This is a genomic window from Kitasatospora sp. NPDC051914 (genome assembly GCF_040680995.1).
GTDB lineage: Bacteria > Actinomycetota > Actinomycetes > Streptomycetales > Streptomycetaceae > Kitasatospora.
Genome location: NZ_JBFAXX010000074.1, coordinates 1 through 16,215, shown reverse-complemented (window position 1 = coordinate 16,215; position 16,215 = coordinate 1). Strand labels below are relative to the sequence as shown.

Genomic DNA, 16,215 nt, shown 5'->3' with positions numbered 1-16,215 from the left:
GGGTCTCTCTCAGCTCGGTTTCGGGCAGTCTCGATCTGCTGTTAGGGAAGCGCTTGGAGCTCCTGAGCCGTTCCGGCGTGCGGCATACTCCGCAGTGCTGACCGATGCGTACAGCAGCCTTGGTCTGTATCTCGGTTACGATGATGACGATCTGCTGAGCACTATTGAGGCAGCCTCGCCAGCCTTGGTATCCCTGTCTGGAGTGAGACTGCTCGACCGGAACTGCAGTGACGTTTTGGCGGAGTTGCGTGCTGCGGGGCTTTCCCCTCGAGAGACCAGCTCCGGGTGGGCCATTCCTGAGATGGGCCTCGTGTTCGGCACCCCACCTCACGGTGATGCCGGAGGATTCCAGAGTATCTTTATCTCCCGTGGAACCGATGTCGTTCACGAGTTTGAATTCTTTGGTGCAGAGGGGCAGCTGCCGGGAGGGGGATTCGAACTCATGCCTCACAAGGGATTCGGTGATGTGAGGCTGGGCGCGAGGCGCGTGGACATGCGCCAGCTCTTGGGAGAGGGGGTTGCTTCCCTATCAGAGTCTGGCGCCGATTACCAGGACACGTTCTTCTCGGCAGGTGTGGTGCTCAATTATGACGCTCAGGAACTTGTGACACGGGCAATTGTCATGAGGCCGGCACAGGCCTTTTATCGCGGGATTGAGTTGCTGGGGCGTCCCTGCCGATACATTCGTGAGCAGGCCCTTAGTTCAGGTTTTCGTGTTGTGACCCGCGAGGCGGAACTCTTCTTTCCCGAGGGTGGGTTCAGCTTGTGGACATCTCGTGCCGGTGACGATGCGCTGCCGACGGTGGCTGCGGTGGTGTCCGTCGCGGGCCCGAAGAGTCTGATCACGTAGGTACCGGCTTGGCGTGATCATGGGCTTGGCCTCCGCGGCCTCCCTCTGGGAGGCTCGAAGAGACGCCGACAAGAATCCGTGATCACTTCTGGCGAAGATCACCATTACAGATCCCGCCGGCCCCGTTGTTTCACCGCAGTGGCCGGTTGATCTTGTGCCCGTGATGTCGCGTTGATCCCTGTCCGTAGGCGGTTCCGGTCAGGGTCGCGCGTCGGCTGTCGCGCCAGATGACGCCGGCTTCCACGGGGCCGGAGACTGCGGGGCTCTCCTCTCGGTGCTCGCCGGGATGGGTTCGTGGTGGTCAGGTGGGCCTGGGCAGGGCGAGGATGCGGGTGAAGGCCCGCACGATCGCCGCCGCCCAGGGCCAGGTGGCGGGGAGCTTGAGGCGGCGTTTTGCGCTGGCCGTGCACCAGTCGGGCGGGGACGTGGAGGATGCGGTAGCGCAGGGTCTTGGGGGTGGTGTTGGCCTCCTCGCCGTCCAGGGCGAGGAGTTGAAGCCAGGCGCAGGTCGCAGGCGATGGCGGTGGCGGTCAGCCAGGCGGCGTTCACCGTCATCTCGCGGGAGGGCAGCAGGCCCATGCCGGAGGCCTTCTGGTCGCGGATCTTCGGCTCGACGCGGGCGCGCTTGCGGTGCCGGGCATCCAGGAAGGCGATCTGTCCTCGGCGGCTGTTGGTGGCGAAGGTCTGGTAGCGGGCCTGCTTGGTGATCTCGTAGGCGGAGGCGTCCTTGACGTAACGGGGATGGAGGGGCTCCTTCCGGGCGATGACGCGGTGGCCCTTCGGCCAGGCGGTCAGGTCGCCGAGCAGGCCGGTGATGTCGGCGACGAACGCGTCCTCGCGCGCCTGGCCTCGCTCGCCAGTGGCTGGCTGCCACAGGTCCTTGCGGTCCACGATCTCGATGGCGGCCTGCTCGCGCTCGGCGACCGCCCAGCCGGCGGAGTACTCCCAGCGGAAGGTCGGGCTGGCCCGGCCGCCCGCGCTCGCGATCCAGTCCAGCAGGTCGTGGGAGAACCCGGCCCCGTCCACCCGGAAGAGGATCTTCTGCCGTCTCCACCAGGGTAGTTGGGCAACCGCCCGGGCCAGGACATCGATGTTCACGGCCGCGTCGTTGGCGCTGACGCTGCCCTCGTGCAGCACCGCGGCCAGCTGTTCGCCGGTGTTGTCCAGCGTGGCGACGAACACGTGGTGGCCGAAGTGCCCTTGTAGGTCCCGCGTGCGCCCTGCTTGTCGGAGAGGGCGCTGATCAGCGTTCCGTCGCTGTCGATCACCATCCACCCGCGCAGGGGCACACCGTCGACTTCCGTCTCGGGAAAGCCCTCGGGCCTCTCCCGCAGGAGGGCGTGCACGTAGCGCCGCACCGCCGCGCGGGCTCGCTCGATCCTGCTCAGCGCGAGCTCGCCGGTCTCCTTCAACGCCCGCCACACGGTCGGGAAGGAGGCGACCGGGCCGAAGACCGGCCGCTGGTGCTCCAGCAGCCGCACGTCCCGGATGCACGTCGCGCCGAGGGTGATCGCGACCGCGAGATCGACCATGACCTGGCCCCGATCGTGCACCGGATGGAAGCCGCGCCGGGCCAGCGCCGCCGACAGTGCGCCGGTCAGGCCCGTCCGCTCCGCCAGCAGGCGCAGGTGCACCCCGCCCACGTGCCCGACCTGTCCCGTTCCGTCCGCGGACATGGCCAGACCGCGGCTCCACTCGATATCGTGCACGCGAAAGGTGCCCCCACCCGCTCAAGATCCAAGCCTTCGACAAGCCGGATCATCGCAGGTGAAGGGGCACCTTTTCCTTGCCGTGACAGACCGTCACCACTGCTGGGAATCACGGTGAAACACCGAGGCCCACGCAGCCGTCCTGCGTCCGTGCCTGCCGCTAGGGTGCGGCTACCGAAAGGCCGAAAGGGGGGAACGGATGACCAGGGACCTGGGGAAGTGGGGGCTGTGGTCGGCCTGGCTGCCGTGGCGGGCCGCTGTCGATGCCGCCCCGAACCGGCCCAGGGTCTCCCGCGCCGCTGCCGTGCCGTGCTCCGGCAACTGCGCGGGCCACTGCCGTCCTGACCCCTCGAAGACGGCGGGGGCCGCGTGTGAGACCCGGAGACCTTGATCGGCTGGTTCTACTGGCCCGACAGTGCCGCATCCGACAACGCCTCCAAGCCGCGTCTCGACCAGCGCCCTGGGCGCACCGGGCTCCGACAAGCCCACCGAACCGAGGCCCGCCCGGCACCACACCCCACCCGGAACCATTACAGACCTGAGCCTCAGCCAGTACCCGTATACCTCAAAACACTTGCTCGAATCCCGCAGCTCACTGCGCACCAATTTTATGTATCGCACGTGCTAGGGTTTGCATTACATTCTCGGTCGCTGTTCCTGCCGCGCTGCTGCGCTCCTCTTCTTGGAGGTCCTGGTGCCCGCCGCATCCGTCCCGCCGCCCGACCCCGCCACCCCCGCCGGCCCGGGTGCGCCGGGGGCGTCGTTGGGTGTGCACAAGGCCCGGCCGCTGCTGCCCCAGCTCATCCGGGACGCCGAGCAGGGCACCATCACCGAACTCACCCGCGGCGAGGAGGAGCGGGCCCTGCTCGTCTCCGCCCACCTGGCCACCGCAGCCGGCGTCCCGACGGCCGGTGCGCCCGCCTTCGGTATCGCCGAGGCCCGCCCCGTCCTGGGCGACCTGGTCGCCCACGCCGCCGCCGGCACCCCGCAGGTGCTGCTGCGCCACAAGCGGCCGGTGGCCGTCCTGGCCCGCGCCACCGCCCTCTTCCCTGCCACCGCGACACCGCCGCCGACGGATGCGGCCGCGACGCCCGCTGCCCCGGCCACCGCGCCCGCCCCGTCGGGCACCGCCACCAAGACCCCCGCCGCCCCACGGGAGGCTGCGGCCGCGCAGACCCCCGCCACCGAACCCGTTGCCCCGTCCTCCGGGCCCGCCGCGGTTACCGAGCCTGTTCCGGCCGCCGGCCCGTCAGCTGCTGCCGCTGCACCCGTGTCCACCGCTGTGCCCGCGGCCGTGGTGTCGTCGTCTCCGCGCCGCCGGCTCGCTCCGCTCGGGCAGGTCCTGGACACCCTGCTGCCCGCCGCCGCCACGGCCGGGGACGGGGACGGGGATGCCGGGCACACCCGGCTGGTGGGCCTGCCGACGGGCATTCCCACCCTGGACACCGCTCTGGGCGGTCTGCAGCCGGGCCGGTTCTACCTGGTCGCCGGCGCCCCCGGCACCGGGGCGAGCCTGCTTGCGATCAGCGCCGCCCGTGCCACCGCACTCAATCAGCAGCGCACCGTCCTGTACGCGGCCTCCGGGCTGACCCGGGCCGACATCGCCGCCCGCGTGATCGCCGCCCACACCCCGGTCGACTACCGCCGCCTGCGCGCCCAAACCCTCGACGACACCGAGCGCCAGGCCGTCGCCCGCACCGCCGAACTCCTCGCCGCGGCCCCGCTGCTGATCGACGACGGCACCGGCCTGGACGCCGAGGCGATCACCACCACCGCCGCCGACGTCCCCGACCTCGCCCTCGTGGTCGTCGACCGCCTCCAGACCGCCCCGGACCCCCGCCTGCCGCTGTCCGGCCCCGCCGCCCTCGCCGACGCCGGCCAGGCCCTGGCCCACCTCGCCCGCACCCACCGCCTGCCGGTGCTCGCCGCCCTCGACACCGACAACCCCGACCTGGTCCACGCCCTGGCCGCCGACGTCGCCCTCACCCTCACCCCCGACAGCGCCCTCACCGCCCTCACCACCTTCGGCACCGGCCGTGTCCGCCTCGCCGTCGCCGAACGCGACCTCGGCCCTCTGACCACCCTCACCCTGGCCGCCGACCCGGCCCACGCCCGCCTCACCGACCCCACCCCCGACCACGCGGCCACCCCCGCCGTGGAGCCCGCTGCGCCCCTCGCCCCCGCTTCCTCCGTCGGCCCGGCTGCCGTACCCGCTGCGCCCAGCATCGGCCCCGCCGTGTCTTCGCAGCAGGCCAACCCGGACTCTGCCGCGCCCGCTGCGCCCGCCACCGGACCTGCTCAGGCACCGGAGGTGCCCGAAGCGCCCACTGCGGCCGCCGAAAGCCTCCAGCGGCCCCTGGCGCCGCTTCCCGGCACCACCCCGGCCACCCCGGCCACCCCGGCCGCCGAGGCAGCCGAGGGCACCCACGGCCCGTCCCACGCACCCGTCCCCGTCGCGCAGACCCCTCCGGCACAGAGCCCCGCCGCGGAGGTTCCCGCCACCTTCGAGACCGGCAACCGGCCGCTGCGCCCCGCCCGCACCCCCGGCGCCCGGACCCCCGCCACCCGATCCGGCAGCGCCCGGGCCGCCGCCGCTCGCGGCGCGGGCTACTCGGACCGGGACTACGGCTACTACCTCGACATGATCAGCAACGCCGTGGATCAGGCCCTGGAAGAGCACGGTGGCGATGCCGAGGCCGCGATCGCCGCGCTGGAGAAGAAGGCCATCCCGAACGGCATGGAGCTCTTCGACGCCACCCGGGTCGGCGCCACCTACGAGCACACCGTCTACCCCGAGACGATGGACTTCCTGCGCAAGAAGTCCCGCAACGGCGCCGACGACATCTGGGAAGGCCGCCACAAGTGGGAGAACACCCCCCTGCTCGACGACCTGCGCAAGGGCCGGCTGCTCCCGGTGGCGGTCGATGTCCTGGACACCAACGCCGCCTACTGCACCGCCCTGAAGACCCACCTGCCGATCGGCGCCCTGCAGCACCAGCCCGATGGCGGTTTCGACCCGAAGCGCTCCGGCATCTACCTGCTGCCCAAGCGCCCCGTCTGGCAGCACCCGCACCTGCCCGACCCGATCGGAGGCCGTCGCGAGACCGGGCCCGTGCTCCTCGACGACGCCACCGTCCGTCTCCTGATCCGCTGCCACAAGCTCGGCCTGTGCGATGCCCCGCACATCACCGAGGCCTGGACCTCCGGCGCGAGCGAAGGCCTGCTGGAGAAGTTCCGCCGCGTCCTGACCCTCGCCCGCGAGAACGCCATCACCACCTTCGACGCCGTCACCGAGGCGTACGTGAAGGCGATCTACGCCAAGTTCGTCTCCACCATCGGCGAATCCACCCACAACCGGGACCTGCGCCGGCCGGACTGGATGCACATCATCCGCTCCCAGGCCTTCGCCAACCTCTGGTACAAGGCCCACCGCGCCCACACCCACGGCCTGACCGTCGTCGCCCTGCGCGGCACCGACGAACTCCACATCACCAGCGACACCACCGACTGGCGCACGGTGTTCACCGAGGGCCGCCTGACCACCCAGATGAAGCTCAAGGACCAGTACACCCTCCCGCGCACCCGAAAGGCCGCCTGAACGTGTCGACCGACGGATGGAAGAACTTCGGCAAGCACGGCGCCCACCTGGATGCCGGCAACGTCCACGGCAAGATCGCCCTCGGCCGGGCCCTCGAGGACGCCCTGGAGCGCATGATCATCGAAGGTGGCATCAAGTCCCCCGTCACCACCCGCCGCGGCCTGCTCGCCCGGATGCGCTACCTCACCACCACCACCGGCGGCCCGGCCGCCCTCACCGCCGCCGGCATCACCGCCACCCCCCGCACCATCCGCGCCTGGACCCACGGCACCCAGCGCCCCCGCCCGGCCAACCTCGAAGCCATCGACACCGCCTACTGGAACCTGCGCGCGCACAACGTCCTTGCCAACCCCGGCGGCTTCAAGCAGCACCTCAACAACAACGGCCACGGCACCCGGATCGAGATCCACCCCGTCAACCAGGAACCCGTCACCCCCAAATACCGCCGCGACAACCTCCGCCTGCGCAGCATCCAGGTCCGCTACGTCTGGGACGAGGCCGTCGACGCCATGGTCGACGGCGACGAGGCAAAGCTCGAGGAGATCTGGGACGACGTCATCGCCGACCTCGACTCCGACTGGGGCGCCTACACCTACGTCTCCCACATCGGCCTCGGCGCCTGAGCACCGGCAACTGTCTACGACGGTGTTTTCTGGCCCGGGGGGTGACGGTTGCGCGGAAGAGGGAAGCCTCGCTGGATCACACCGGTCCGGTGGCCGGTAGCGTAGGGATCTTCGCCGGGTGCACTCCCGTGGAGTCCTTGAAGGCAGACGCCGATGACCGACATGCACGCTCAATGTGCGAGGGCTCGCCTCGACGCGGCCTTGGAGGGCCTCGCAGTCTTTCGCGGGGCGACCGCTCACCCCGAGGAGGCCAACTGCGAGTGCCACTGGGGCAGCGCGGAGGAGCTCGCCCTCCTCAAGGTGCCGGACATAAGGCTCGCCCCCGACCTCCTGCGGCGGACCTGGCAGCCTTCGGACTGGCGCGACCACGGCTCGGTGCTCCGCCGCATCTTGCCCCAGCTGGCGGGCGCTCTCGTCGACAGCCGATCGGAGTCGTTCCGGGACCGGGACGAGATCGGTCTCTCGCTCGCCCGCGGGAACTGGCAGGACTGGCCCCGGGAGCAGGCCGCGGCCGTGCGGGAGTTCCTGCACGCGTTCTGGGCCCACAGCCTTGTCACCGTCGGCCCCGTCGGGCACGTCTCTCTGACGCTTGCCCTGTGCGTCGAGGCGTCCGGCGAACTGAGCCCCTGGCTCGACGTCTGGGAGGCGCTGGAGCACCCGATGGCCGACCGGAACCTCGCGGAGGCAGTCGACACGTGGGACTACGACCTGCTTGCCGACGAACTCCCCTGGAGCACCTGGTCCGACAAGGACGAGAAGCTGGCCCTCCTCACCGCGTGGCTCACCCGCCATGCCCCCGCCCGCCTGAGAGCGAGCAACGCCCCGGACGACCTGCTCCAACGCCTGAGGCTGATCGGCCTCACCGGGCCCGCCCGCTGGCACGATCCACACTGGCCCGGCTACAGCTACTGACAGCGCGGAGCAGGCCGAAGCTCACCGGGCGAAAGCCAACCTCAGGCACCGATGGCAACCCCCGAACGGCCACCCGCACTACGAAGCCCCAGGGACCCGCCCCACTACAGTTCCGCCCCGTGACCGATGCCCCCCGCCGCACCGCTGCAGACGACGACGCACTCCTGGAACGGCTGCACAACCTCGCGTGGAGCACCGGAACCACAGGTGATCCCCGCGGCTGTCTCCCGGACCAGCCGTTCCCCCCGCTCACCAAGGCTGAGGTCGAGCAAGTGGAACAGCAGCTCGGCTACGAGCTGCCGCTCCTGCTCCGACGCATCTACACCGAGATCGGCGATGGAGGATTCGGCCCGGAAGGCGGCCTCGCCTCGCTGACACCGCGCCACATCCCGCACTGGCACACCCAACTGGCCCTGCGCAACCTCCCTCCACACGCGAGGGCCGAAGTACGGACGGCCGGCCTCCTGGCTCTTCCTGACAGGCGGCGGCTGCAGCATGCAGTGGCACCTCTCGCTGATCGCCATCGACAACCCCGTCCTGCTCTGGGACGCCGACGGCTGGGAACCCGACTGGGGCGAAAACCCCCACGACGGCCTGTGCTACGCCGCGCCGTCGCTTCGTCAATGGCTGTGGACCTGGGCGGACGGAGGCAACGTGTGGGACGAAGCACTCAAGATCATTTAGGGGCTGCGCCCCGGCGCCTGCCACCAGACCAGAGCGGGGGTAGGGCATCGGACAGCACAGCGCCGAAGATCAGGGCCACCCGGTCGGCGGTGCCAGGGCCCGGCACGCAGCATCGCGTACGCTCGCGGCCTCATCCGTCGTGAGCCGTTCGAGCGCGGCTCGGACCTCGGGAGCCGGCCTCCCGGACAGTGCCCACGCCGCCCAGCACCGGACCTCGTGATCGGCATCGCCGGTGCAGGCGATCAGAGCATCGGTGACCATCGCTTCGTGTGACCCGTAGAGTGCGAACACAGCCGCTCTTCGGACCTCGGGTGCGGCGTCGGATGTGCCGGTGACCAGGATGTCCAGAGACCGTGCGGGGTCGCCCGTGCCGAAGTGGGTGCCGAAGGTGGTCATCACGTGGGCGCGTACCCCGGGGTCCGGGTCCAAGGCCGCGTCGGCGACCAGCCCAAAGTGCCTGGTCCCGCCGAAGTCGATGATGCTCAGCCACAGGAGGCCGACCATCCGTACCCGGGGGTCGTCGGAAGCGACACAGTCCAGCGTCGCCCTGAACGCGGTCCCGGGCCAGGCCTTGAAGAGTTCCATGAGGTCGAGCTGCAGCGCGGCAGCCCCGTCGTCGTCCTCGCGATAGGTCACCATCGCCCGCAGCAAGGCCGGCAGGGCGTCTTGGCCACAGGCACCCGCCAGGGCGTGGGCGATGTGGTCCCGCGCGAAGGAATCGCGCGCTGCGACATAACGGGCGAGTCGTTGCTCCAGCTCCGGTCGCAGGAACGCGGCAGCCGGTGTCCGCAGCTCCTCCACCAAAGACTCGGACCGAAGACGGGCGTCGGGCCCACGCCCGGCACCCGTAGCGAGCCGCGCGTCCAACTCGCTCAACGCCCGCTCCAACGCCGCCCGCTCCATCGCCGCGTCCGCCGCCCCACCAGACCCTGCCATGCGACTCACCCTACGGGCGGGCATTGCCGGCCTGCTGCTCAAGAGCCAGCTACCCCTCAGCCATCACGGACCGAACCAGCCGGAGTCGGCCAGCGAAACGGTACAGGCGTTGTTGGACATTCAGCCCTGCCCCGAAAGGCGGACCCACCCGGCGCCGACGCTGCGCCGCCCGCAAGAGAGCCCGGGCACCGACCGCAGCCCCGGAGCACGAGCTACGGGCATATCCAGCAGTACAAGCCATGTCCCCGGTCGGCGGCCCGCTCCGCGAGGGCGGCCAACTGCCGGAGAAAGTCGGCGAGATGACCTGCATCGGCCGGTGCCGGGAACCGCATCGAGCGGGCCAGGCTCCCGGCGAGGTCCTCCAGGAACTCGCGATCAGCGCTCGCGAGTGCATCGCGCAGGGTCTCGGTGAGCGACACGCTGACGACATCGCCCTCGCCCACCTCGGCAACCAGGCGGCCGTACCGCGGGTCGGACCTGATGACACTTGCGGGTCGGCCCGTCAGAACGAACTCGACCGTCAACAGGTCCACGACCGGGTCGACGCCCTTCACCACGAACTGGTCGTACCCAGCCCCCGTGGATTCGCCGTCTTCGCGCACGACCGCCCGCTCGGCATCCTGATCATCTGCGGCGGCGTAGTAGCCGAAGAGAACTCCCATACGCTCGATCATGACAGCCACCGACGAGCGCCAGCCCCCACCCCCAAAGCCTCACCCCGCCCCGGGCCGCGCCCCTACTCATCAGCCGCCCACACTCCCAACCCCCGACTCCGTCCCGCCGCTGCTCCACACCCTCCCCCTGGGCGGACGGAGGCAGCGTGTGGGACGAAGCACTCAAGATCATTTAGGCGCTGCGACCACCCTGCCAGGAAGCGACAGCACCGGTCCCTGATCAGAGCGTTGCCGCAGCCACGACGGGGCCGGCACCCGGCCGACTACTGGATGCCCCAGCGGTGGGGATGGCCGGGATCAGCGGGGCAGGCGAAGACGTTGAGCTCGCCGAATCGGCCGACGGTGACCGCGGTGGGGGTGGCGCGGCGATGGGTGGTCAGGTTTCGCTCTTCCAGCGGTCTCCAGCTGCCACTGCCGCCGTCCCACTCCGAGCTGTCGATGGTCAGCAGAAGGTGCATCGGTGTCCGGCAGGTCTGGCAGTCCATGGGGTAGGGGTCCGTCGCGTGCCAGGAGGCGAAGCCGCCGACGCGCCAGCCGGGCGGGATGGACAGGTCGTACTGGTAGCCGATCGGCCGCGCGCACTGCCCGTCCGTCGACCGAGCAGCCTCCTCCTGCGCCTCGTCCCAGGCATCGAGCCGGGCGCACAGGTCCTCGGGCAGCAGGCCGGCGAACGGGTAGGTGGCCACCTGCTCCGGGTGCAAGACGCAGGGCTCGGGAACGAACCCGTCCGATCCGACGACCAGCGGCTGCGGCTGCGCCGTCAGCACCTCGCCGACCTCCCACGACCGCCGCCAGCGAAGGTGCAGCTCCAGGTCGTACCGGCCCGGGCCGTGGGCGTTGAAGGGGCACCAGAACACCTGGAACAGGTCGCAGCCCTCCGGCCCGATCGGCAGGTCGGGGACATCCCGCCGGTACAGCTGCGCCAGGCCGATCATCGGAAGTGGGTCCGTCTCCGATGCCCCGGGGATCCGGTGCTCCCGGTGCAGCTCCTCCAGCAGCTCCCGTTCCTCCGCCGTCGGGCCCGGGTCCTGGCTGCGGGCCCACGCGGTGGCCAGCACCTGCCGGTAGCGGCGGACGTTCTCCGGGCGGCGGCCCCGCCCGCGGCCGTGGGCCTCGCCGCACAGCGGCCACGGCTCGTCCGCCGGCCACAGCATCGGACCTCCCACCGAGCTCTCCGAAACCTGCGGTCTCCCCGGCCGCGGATGCAGGCGCGTCGTTGTACCCCGGTAGGCACCCAGCTCCGGGAACAGCGCCTCGACATCGATCGGGCGCGGGGGTGTCGTCCTCGTCATGGACGCGACCCTAGAGACCCGACCGCCTCAGCCGTCGAGCACCCCCGCAGCAGCTTCCTATCTCGCGGACAGAGCCAACCGGGCCCTGGCCGGACAGGCGGGCCACCCGCCACCCGTGCCCCGCCTGGTCCCCTGCCATCCCGCCCTACTGCTGCGCTGCCTACTGGCCGATCCTGTTTGACTGCGGCAGCCTCGCAGAGCGAGTGTCGGCACCCTCTGCCGGTCGGCTAGAAGAGACCGGTGCGCATGAGCTCCGTGAGGTTGTCGGGGATGGCGCGCAGCCACGGGCTGCGGACGGCCGGCAACCGGACCAGAGCGTCCCGGAACACTCCCGGGTCGGCCCGGAACAAGTAGGGGGAACGCGGCATGGGCGGATCGTCGCGCAAGACGCCGTCCGGCAAACCGCCCGACGCGGGGACGGCCAGGTGCGGTGCGGGGAAGGCCAGCCACCGCCACACCCCGAACGGCAGGGACACCGGGCATGCAGAGCCGGCCGGGGTCCAGACCTCCCCCGTCTGCGGATGGGCCGGCACGAGGCAGATGTCAGCGTCCCCGCCCGGAAGGGGCAGGCCCGGCCCAGCCAGCACCGCGCGTCGCACCGACGGACCGGCCGGCAGCAGGGCATCGAGGGCGCGTTGGAACACCTCCTTGACCAGACCGTCCGGGACGGTCACCGGCCCGCCCTGCGAGGCCACCAGCAGATGGGCGAGCGCCCGACCGGCTGCCGCCTCCCACCGCGGACTCCACGACCAGTAGTGGCTCGTCCCCCGCCGCGACCCCCACGTGGCGATCGGTTCGAACGGCGGCGTGCCCTCCCGCTCTTCCAACAGCTCCTCCCACGAGAGCGGCGCGGCGTCGGCACCCCCGACGGGAACGCGGCACACGGCATCCGGGGCCAGCCATACGGCCTGCCACAGAGAGCAGTCGTCGATCCGGCTCGCCACGGGCAGACCGCACCCCTCACAAGCCATGTTGGGGCCGTCCGCTCCGCCAAGACCGCAGCAGTAACCCCCACTCCTCTCCGGGATCAGCACGGTGCCCCGGGCATCGCCGGGCGCGATGACAATCGCGCCAGGTACGCCGTCAGAAAGGGCGTAGACAGGCGCATAGAAACCGCGGGCCATCGCCTCGCCCGGATCCACCTCCTCCCAGCTGCGCCACGGTGGTCCAGAAGGCTCCGGGTCCACGGCGAACGTGCCCGACTCCATGAGCACCGGAAGCTGAGTCCCGTTCCCGTACTTCTGATGGGCGTGGACCGGCAGCGCGACCGGGGACGGCGGGATGGTCAGCTCAGCACAGCACCCAGCACACACAAAAACGAACAAACGTCCTCCACCGGAGAAGCAACAGGGCATCGTCGCAGCCTCGCGCCGGACCGGCCAACGCGTTATTCATCCGCTGCTGGGCCGAGCACCGCCGCCGCGTGAGCCCGCCAAGGACAGCCGCTGCGCCGCTCCCAGGACAGCTGTCCGAGCGGTCTGCCACACTCGGCCCGTGGCGGTGGATCCGACGAAGCTGCGAGAAACGGTCAGCACAGCCGTGTGGGAGCTCCACTCCTGTACCCACCGTCAACTCACCGAGCTCGGGCTGCCGATACCCACGGAAGACACAGGCACGAAGAGCCAGCGCCTGGAAGCCTGCCTCAAAGCCCTCCCGGACGACGACCTCCTCCAAGCCGCACAGCGCCTCCTCCACTCCCCACACGCGTCCGCCCGCGACAAGGAGCGGTTCGCCCTCGAAGACGCCGTCTGGGACGCCGAAACGGTCATCGAAATCCCAGGCCGGGCACGGTGCGAGCTCGCCGACGCGATCGACCTCGACGAGCTGCTCCACCGCCCAGACAGGTTCGAGCGCGCACTGGAACGCTTCTGGCACCTGGACGACGACCCGAATGTCGGGTGTCCGGTGTTCAATACCGGGGTGGTGGACTGGGCACGCATACACGACAGCAGATTCGATGTCGATCGCGTCCCGGCGCTCCTGGCACAGCTGGAACGCCGAGACGACGCGGATGCGTGGCAGGAGCTGGCCTGGCGGCTCGTCCTCGAGGGCGACCTGGTCTTTCCGGCCGGCTTCGCCGCTCTGCCGCAGCTGGTGCGCCTCGCGCCGCGCAGCATGCAGGCGCGCGCCTTGGCGGGGCGGATCCTCGAGCGCGCGGCCGGGCACCACGCCTGCGACGACCTGCTGGCGGACTGCGCGGGCACGATCACGGAGTTCGGCGAGACGCTGGACCGGCACCTGCGGTCGCGGCCAGCCGACTATCTCGTCTCCTTCCGTGCTCTGCTCGCCGTCGCGCAGGAGTACCACTGGGCGAACGCCATAGAGGGCTTCACGGATGACATCTACGAGCTGGAATGCCCGCACTGCGCTGCGGCGATGAAGATCGCCGTCGGCCGGTTCGGGTGCTACGCACAGGTGTGGGACAGCGACGAGGAGCTGCGACGGGAACTGCGACCGGCCGTTGCCGAGGAACTCACCGGGACCGGCCGGGGGATGCACCGGACCGCGGTCCGTGACGGGCAGGGGGCGCTCGCCGACGGGATCGCCCACCTCTTCGGCGACGCGCAATGCCCGGTGTGCGCCAGCGTCTTCAACATCGCGGACGAGTACACCCACGCCAACCGTCCGGCCGCATTCATCGATCGGGTCTTCTTCTCGGCCCAGGACACCGGAGCGGGCGCATCCCCCAGCCGCCCGGCAGACGGTGTCGGTACGAGGCCCTACGCTGCGCCCGGAACGAAGCCGCGCAGACAGGGACCGTGATGGCGTTGACGTTGGATGAGGCCGTGGAGCAGCTCGGCCACCGGTTGTCGCCGAAGCGGCGTTCCGCCGCGACGCGGCTGCGCCGGCTTGCCGACTCCGCAGCGGGTCCGCCGCTCCTGGAGGCCCTTGAGCGGGAGGTACGTGACTCCCGTACGTGGGAGACCCAGTACCAGATGGTCATGGCGCTGGGGATGTGCGGCCACCGCCCCGCGCTCGGCCTGCTCCGGGACCTTGCCCGGCGCCCGTTCGAGGCGACCATGGTGTACACCGCGCTCGGCGACGCCATCGTGCGGCTGAGCGCTCCCGCGGCCACAGGCGATTCCCTGCGCTGGTGCCTGGACAGCGGTACCCCGATGCTCGCCGACGGCGCGTTGCGTGCCGTGGCGATGCAGCGGCTGTGCCTGGACACGGCCACGATCGACCACGTCCTGGACTTCCTTGAGCCTCTGGACCCCCACGACGGTCTCCGGTTCTGGGCCGCGGCTGCCGCAGCGGGTTGGCCGGTCCCCCAGGTCACGAGGTTTCTCCACGAATGCGCAGCCGGTCCCCGGTCCGATGTGGCCGGTGCAGCCGCCTCGTCCCTGCAGGGCAAGTACCAGACCTACTCGCCCTTGTAGCAACCCGGCCGATCCACGTTCGACGGCGCGCCGGTGGCTGTTCGCGGTCGGTGGCTGGCCTGGTGGTTCCCGGAGCCCTGGTGGGGGGCCGGTCAGCGGCCGGCCAGGTGGCGGGAGGTGAGGTGGACTTCCTCGAGCTGGGCGGTGGTCAGGCGTCGGGCTTCCCAGATGATGGCGGCGACGTCCGCAGCGCGGGCGTGGAGCGGCGGTAGGTCGTCTGGGAGGCGAATGCCGCCGAGCGCGGCCAGGTCGGGGGCGGGGATGCCGAGCAGGCCCGCGAAGCCGGCGACCAGTTCGGGGGTCGCTGCGACGGTGCCGTGGCCGATTCCGCCGATGGTGGACGCAGACAGGTAGATCAGCCCGCCCGTCACCGCATACAGGGCCTTGGCCGTGCACGTCCAGGTGAGGTTCCGGCTATGCGTGAGCTCCAGGAGCACCGCGCCGAAGCCCGGCTCGTACCGGTGGTACGGCCGGTCGGTCCCGCCCCGCCCCTCCCGCGACACAAGCGGCTGCGCCCGGATCGCGTCCAGCAGCGGGCGCCGGTTCTCGGCGGGCATGACCATCGTGTTGTAGACGACACGACTGACCGACCAGTGCGGATTGCGGGTGACCGGCGTGAGGTCGTCGGGTACCGGCTGCCCGGCCAGGACGAAAAGGTCGGCGGCGTGCAGGCCGAGTACCGGCCCGAGGTCCCTGAGCAGCCGCCCGGTCTGCGGCCGCCCGTCGAGTACGGCCCGCAGCTCCTCGGGGTCGGTGCCGGCTGCCGCGGAGAGCGCGGTGGAGTCGAGCGTCCGGTGGTCCATCAGACGCGCCAGCAGCGAACCGAACGCCAGTACTCCTCTCATACCGTCAGCCTATCGATCCGCATGGAGGTCATCCGGTGTCCGGCCCCGGCTCGGGATCCGCAGGCCCAGGGCGGCAGTCTTCGGGCAAGGCGACGCGCAGCAGCCCGCCGCCGTTGCCCTGCGGCCAGCCGGCCGCGGTGAAGGGCCGCCGTGCTGCGATACAGAACCCGCCCGGTCCACCAGTTCTGTATCGCCGACAATTCACCCCAGATGCATTACACATGAGTGCCTGGCAGCCACCGACCTCACATTACATAACATCGGCGGCCAACCCTCGCCCCTTAGTTGCCAATTACAGTGATCTAAACCAGAGTGACAGGTTTGGACCTGACGGAAAGTCACGGAGAGCTTCTGCAGCAGAGGAACGGCGGTGCCTGGCCGACCCCACAGATCTCTCGGCTCCGCCGGAGGCGGAACGAGCCCGGAGGAAACTGAGGACGCTAGGATGAGGACACACAGCACCCACGCGGACACCCTATCCGAGCCGATTCCCAGTGAAACCAGCAGGTCATAGCGGTTTTGAGAGAGCTATCCGATGAGGAAGCCCATGTTGCATTACAGAGATGAGAGCCGGGCCAGCGGTGACCTCAACCACCCACTGCGTCGAGCTGTCCCACCCTACGCTGGCCTAGCCAGCTGGCGTCGCGGAGCGACGCCGCAGCATTCCGTCACGGCAGTGACGGCGCGTCATGTCTCCGGAGGAGACGGCGCG

The 16,215-nt window shown here is 70.5% G+C and carries 15 protein-coding genes; 7 read left to right on the top strand and 8 right to left on the bottom strand.

Annotation, left to right across the window (positions count from 1 at the left end):
• Positions 1-94 precede the first annotated feature (94 nt).
• Positions 95-850: a hypothetical protein gene (locus tag AB0M03_RS33985; protein ID WP_363499033.1), complete on the top strand. Its 756-nt coding sequence runs from the start codon at positions 95-97 to the stop codon at positions 848-850.
• A 198-nt stretch (positions 851-1,048) separates the two neighbouring features.
• Here AB0M03_RS33985 and AB0M03_RS33980 read toward each other — a convergent pair whose 3' ends face one another.
• Both AB0M03_RS33980 and AB0M03_RS33975 read right to left on the bottom strand, forming a co-directional pair.
• Positions 1,049-2,032, bottom strand: a complete 984-nt coding sequence (locus AB0M03_RS33980; protein WP_363499030.1) for a transposase — start codon at positions 2,030-2,032, stop codon at positions 1,049-1,051.
• Entirely contained in the window at positions 1,945-2,559 is a 615-nt protein-coding gene (locus AB0M03_RS33975) for a hypothetical protein (protein WP_363499027.1), read from the bottom strand. Before AB0M03_RS33975 ends, AB0M03_RS33980 begins: the two co-directional genes overlap by 88 nt.
• A gap of 694 nt (positions 2,560-3,253) precedes the next feature.
• On the opposite strand from AB0M03_RS33975, the gene AB0M03_RS33970 reads away from it, so the two are divergent.
• The 3 genes from AB0M03_RS33970 (at position 3,254) to AB0M03_RS33960 (ending at position 7,692) form a co-directional block, all read left to right on the top strand.
• On the top strand, positions 3,254-6,157 hold the full coding sequence (locus AB0M03_RS33970) for a DnaB-like helicase C-terminal domain-containing protein (protein WP_363499024.1): 2,904 nt from the start codon (positions 3,254-3,256) through the stop codon (positions 6,155-6,157).
• A 2-nt stretch (positions 6,158-6,159) separates the two neighbouring features.
• Positions 6,160-6,780, top strand: coding sequence for a hypothetical protein (locus AB0M03_RS33965; protein WP_363499021.1), 621 nt, complete (start codon positions 6,160-6,162; stop codon positions 6,778-6,780).
• A gap of 201 nt (positions 6,781-6,981) precedes the next feature.
• Positions 6,982-7,692 (top strand): hypothetical protein, encoded by a 711-nt coding sequence (locus AB0M03_RS33960; protein ID WP_363499018.1) that lies wholly within the window; start codon positions 6,982-6,984, stop codon positions 7,690-7,692.
• Between the two features lie 104 nt (positions 7,693-7,796).
• Here the strand turns inward: AB0M03_RS33960 and AB0M03_RS33955 are convergent, their stop codons facing one another.
• Positions 7,797-8,189: a hypothetical protein gene (locus AB0M03_RS33955; protein WP_363499015.1), complete on the bottom strand. Its 393-nt coding sequence runs from the start codon at positions 8,187-8,189 to the stop codon at positions 7,797-7,799.
• On the opposite strand from AB0M03_RS33955, the gene AB0M03_RS33950 reads away from it, so the two are divergent.
• Positions 8,188-8,376: a hypothetical protein gene (locus AB0M03_RS33950; RefSeq protein ID WP_363499012.1), complete on the top strand. Its 189-nt coding sequence runs from the start codon at positions 8,188-8,190 to the stop codon at positions 8,374-8,376. The genes AB0M03_RS33955 and AB0M03_RS33950 overlap by 2 nt on opposite strands.
• Before the next feature lie 69 nt (positions 8,377-8,445).
• Here the strand turns inward: AB0M03_RS33950 and AB0M03_RS33945 are convergent, their stop codons facing one another.
• The 4 genes from AB0M03_RS33945 to AB0M03_RS33930 all read right to left on the bottom strand — a co-directional run bounded on the left by AB0M03_RS33945 (position 8,446) and on the right by AB0M03_RS33930 (position 12,603).
• Complete coding sequence (locus AB0M03_RS33945) at positions 8,446-9,177, bottom strand: HEAT repeat domain-containing protein (RefSeq protein ID WP_363499068.1); 732 nt, start codon at positions 9,175-9,177, stop codon at positions 8,446-8,448.
• Between the two features lie 347 nt (positions 9,178-9,524).
• Positions 9,525-9,986, bottom strand: a complete 462-nt coding sequence (locus tag AB0M03_RS33940) for a hypothetical protein (protein WP_363499009.1) — start codon at positions 9,984-9,986, stop codon at positions 9,525-9,527.
• 263 nt (positions 9,987-10,249) lie between these two features.
• A complete protein-coding gene (locus tag AB0M03_RS33935; protein ID WP_363499006.1) occupies positions 10,250-11,278 on the bottom strand; it encodes a hypothetical protein in 1,029 nt (342 codons plus the stop codon).
• A gap of 227 nt (positions 11,279-11,505) precedes the next feature.
• Positions 11,506-12,603 (bottom strand): hypothetical protein, encoded by a 1,098-nt coding sequence (locus AB0M03_RS33930; protein WP_363499003.1) that lies wholly within the window; start codon positions 12,601-12,603, stop codon positions 11,506-11,508.
• Between the two features lie 169 nt (positions 12,604-12,772).
• Between AB0M03_RS33930 and AB0M03_RS33925 the strand changes: the two genes are divergently transcribed.
• Both AB0M03_RS33925 and AB0M03_RS33920 read left to right on the top strand, forming a co-directional pair.
• Entirely contained in the window at positions 12,773-14,041 is a 1,269-nt protein-coding gene (locus tag AB0M03_RS33925; protein WP_363499000.1) for a hypothetical protein, read from the top strand.
• Positions 14,042-14,064: 23 nt separating this feature from the next.
• Positions 14,065-14,658, top strand: coding sequence for a HEAT repeat domain-containing protein (locus AB0M03_RS33920; protein WP_363498997.1), 594 nt, complete (start codon positions 14,065-14,067; stop codon positions 14,656-14,658).
• A 92-nt stretch (positions 14,659-14,750) separates the two neighbouring features.
• On the opposite strand, the gene AB0M03_RS33915 is transcribed toward AB0M03_RS33920, so the two are convergent.
• Positions 14,751-15,503: a hypothetical protein gene (locus AB0M03_RS33915; RefSeq protein ID WP_363498994.1), complete on the bottom strand. Its 753-nt coding sequence runs from the start codon at positions 15,501-15,503 to the stop codon at positions 14,751-14,753.
• Between the last annotated feature and the right edge of the window lie 712 nt (positions 15,504-16,215).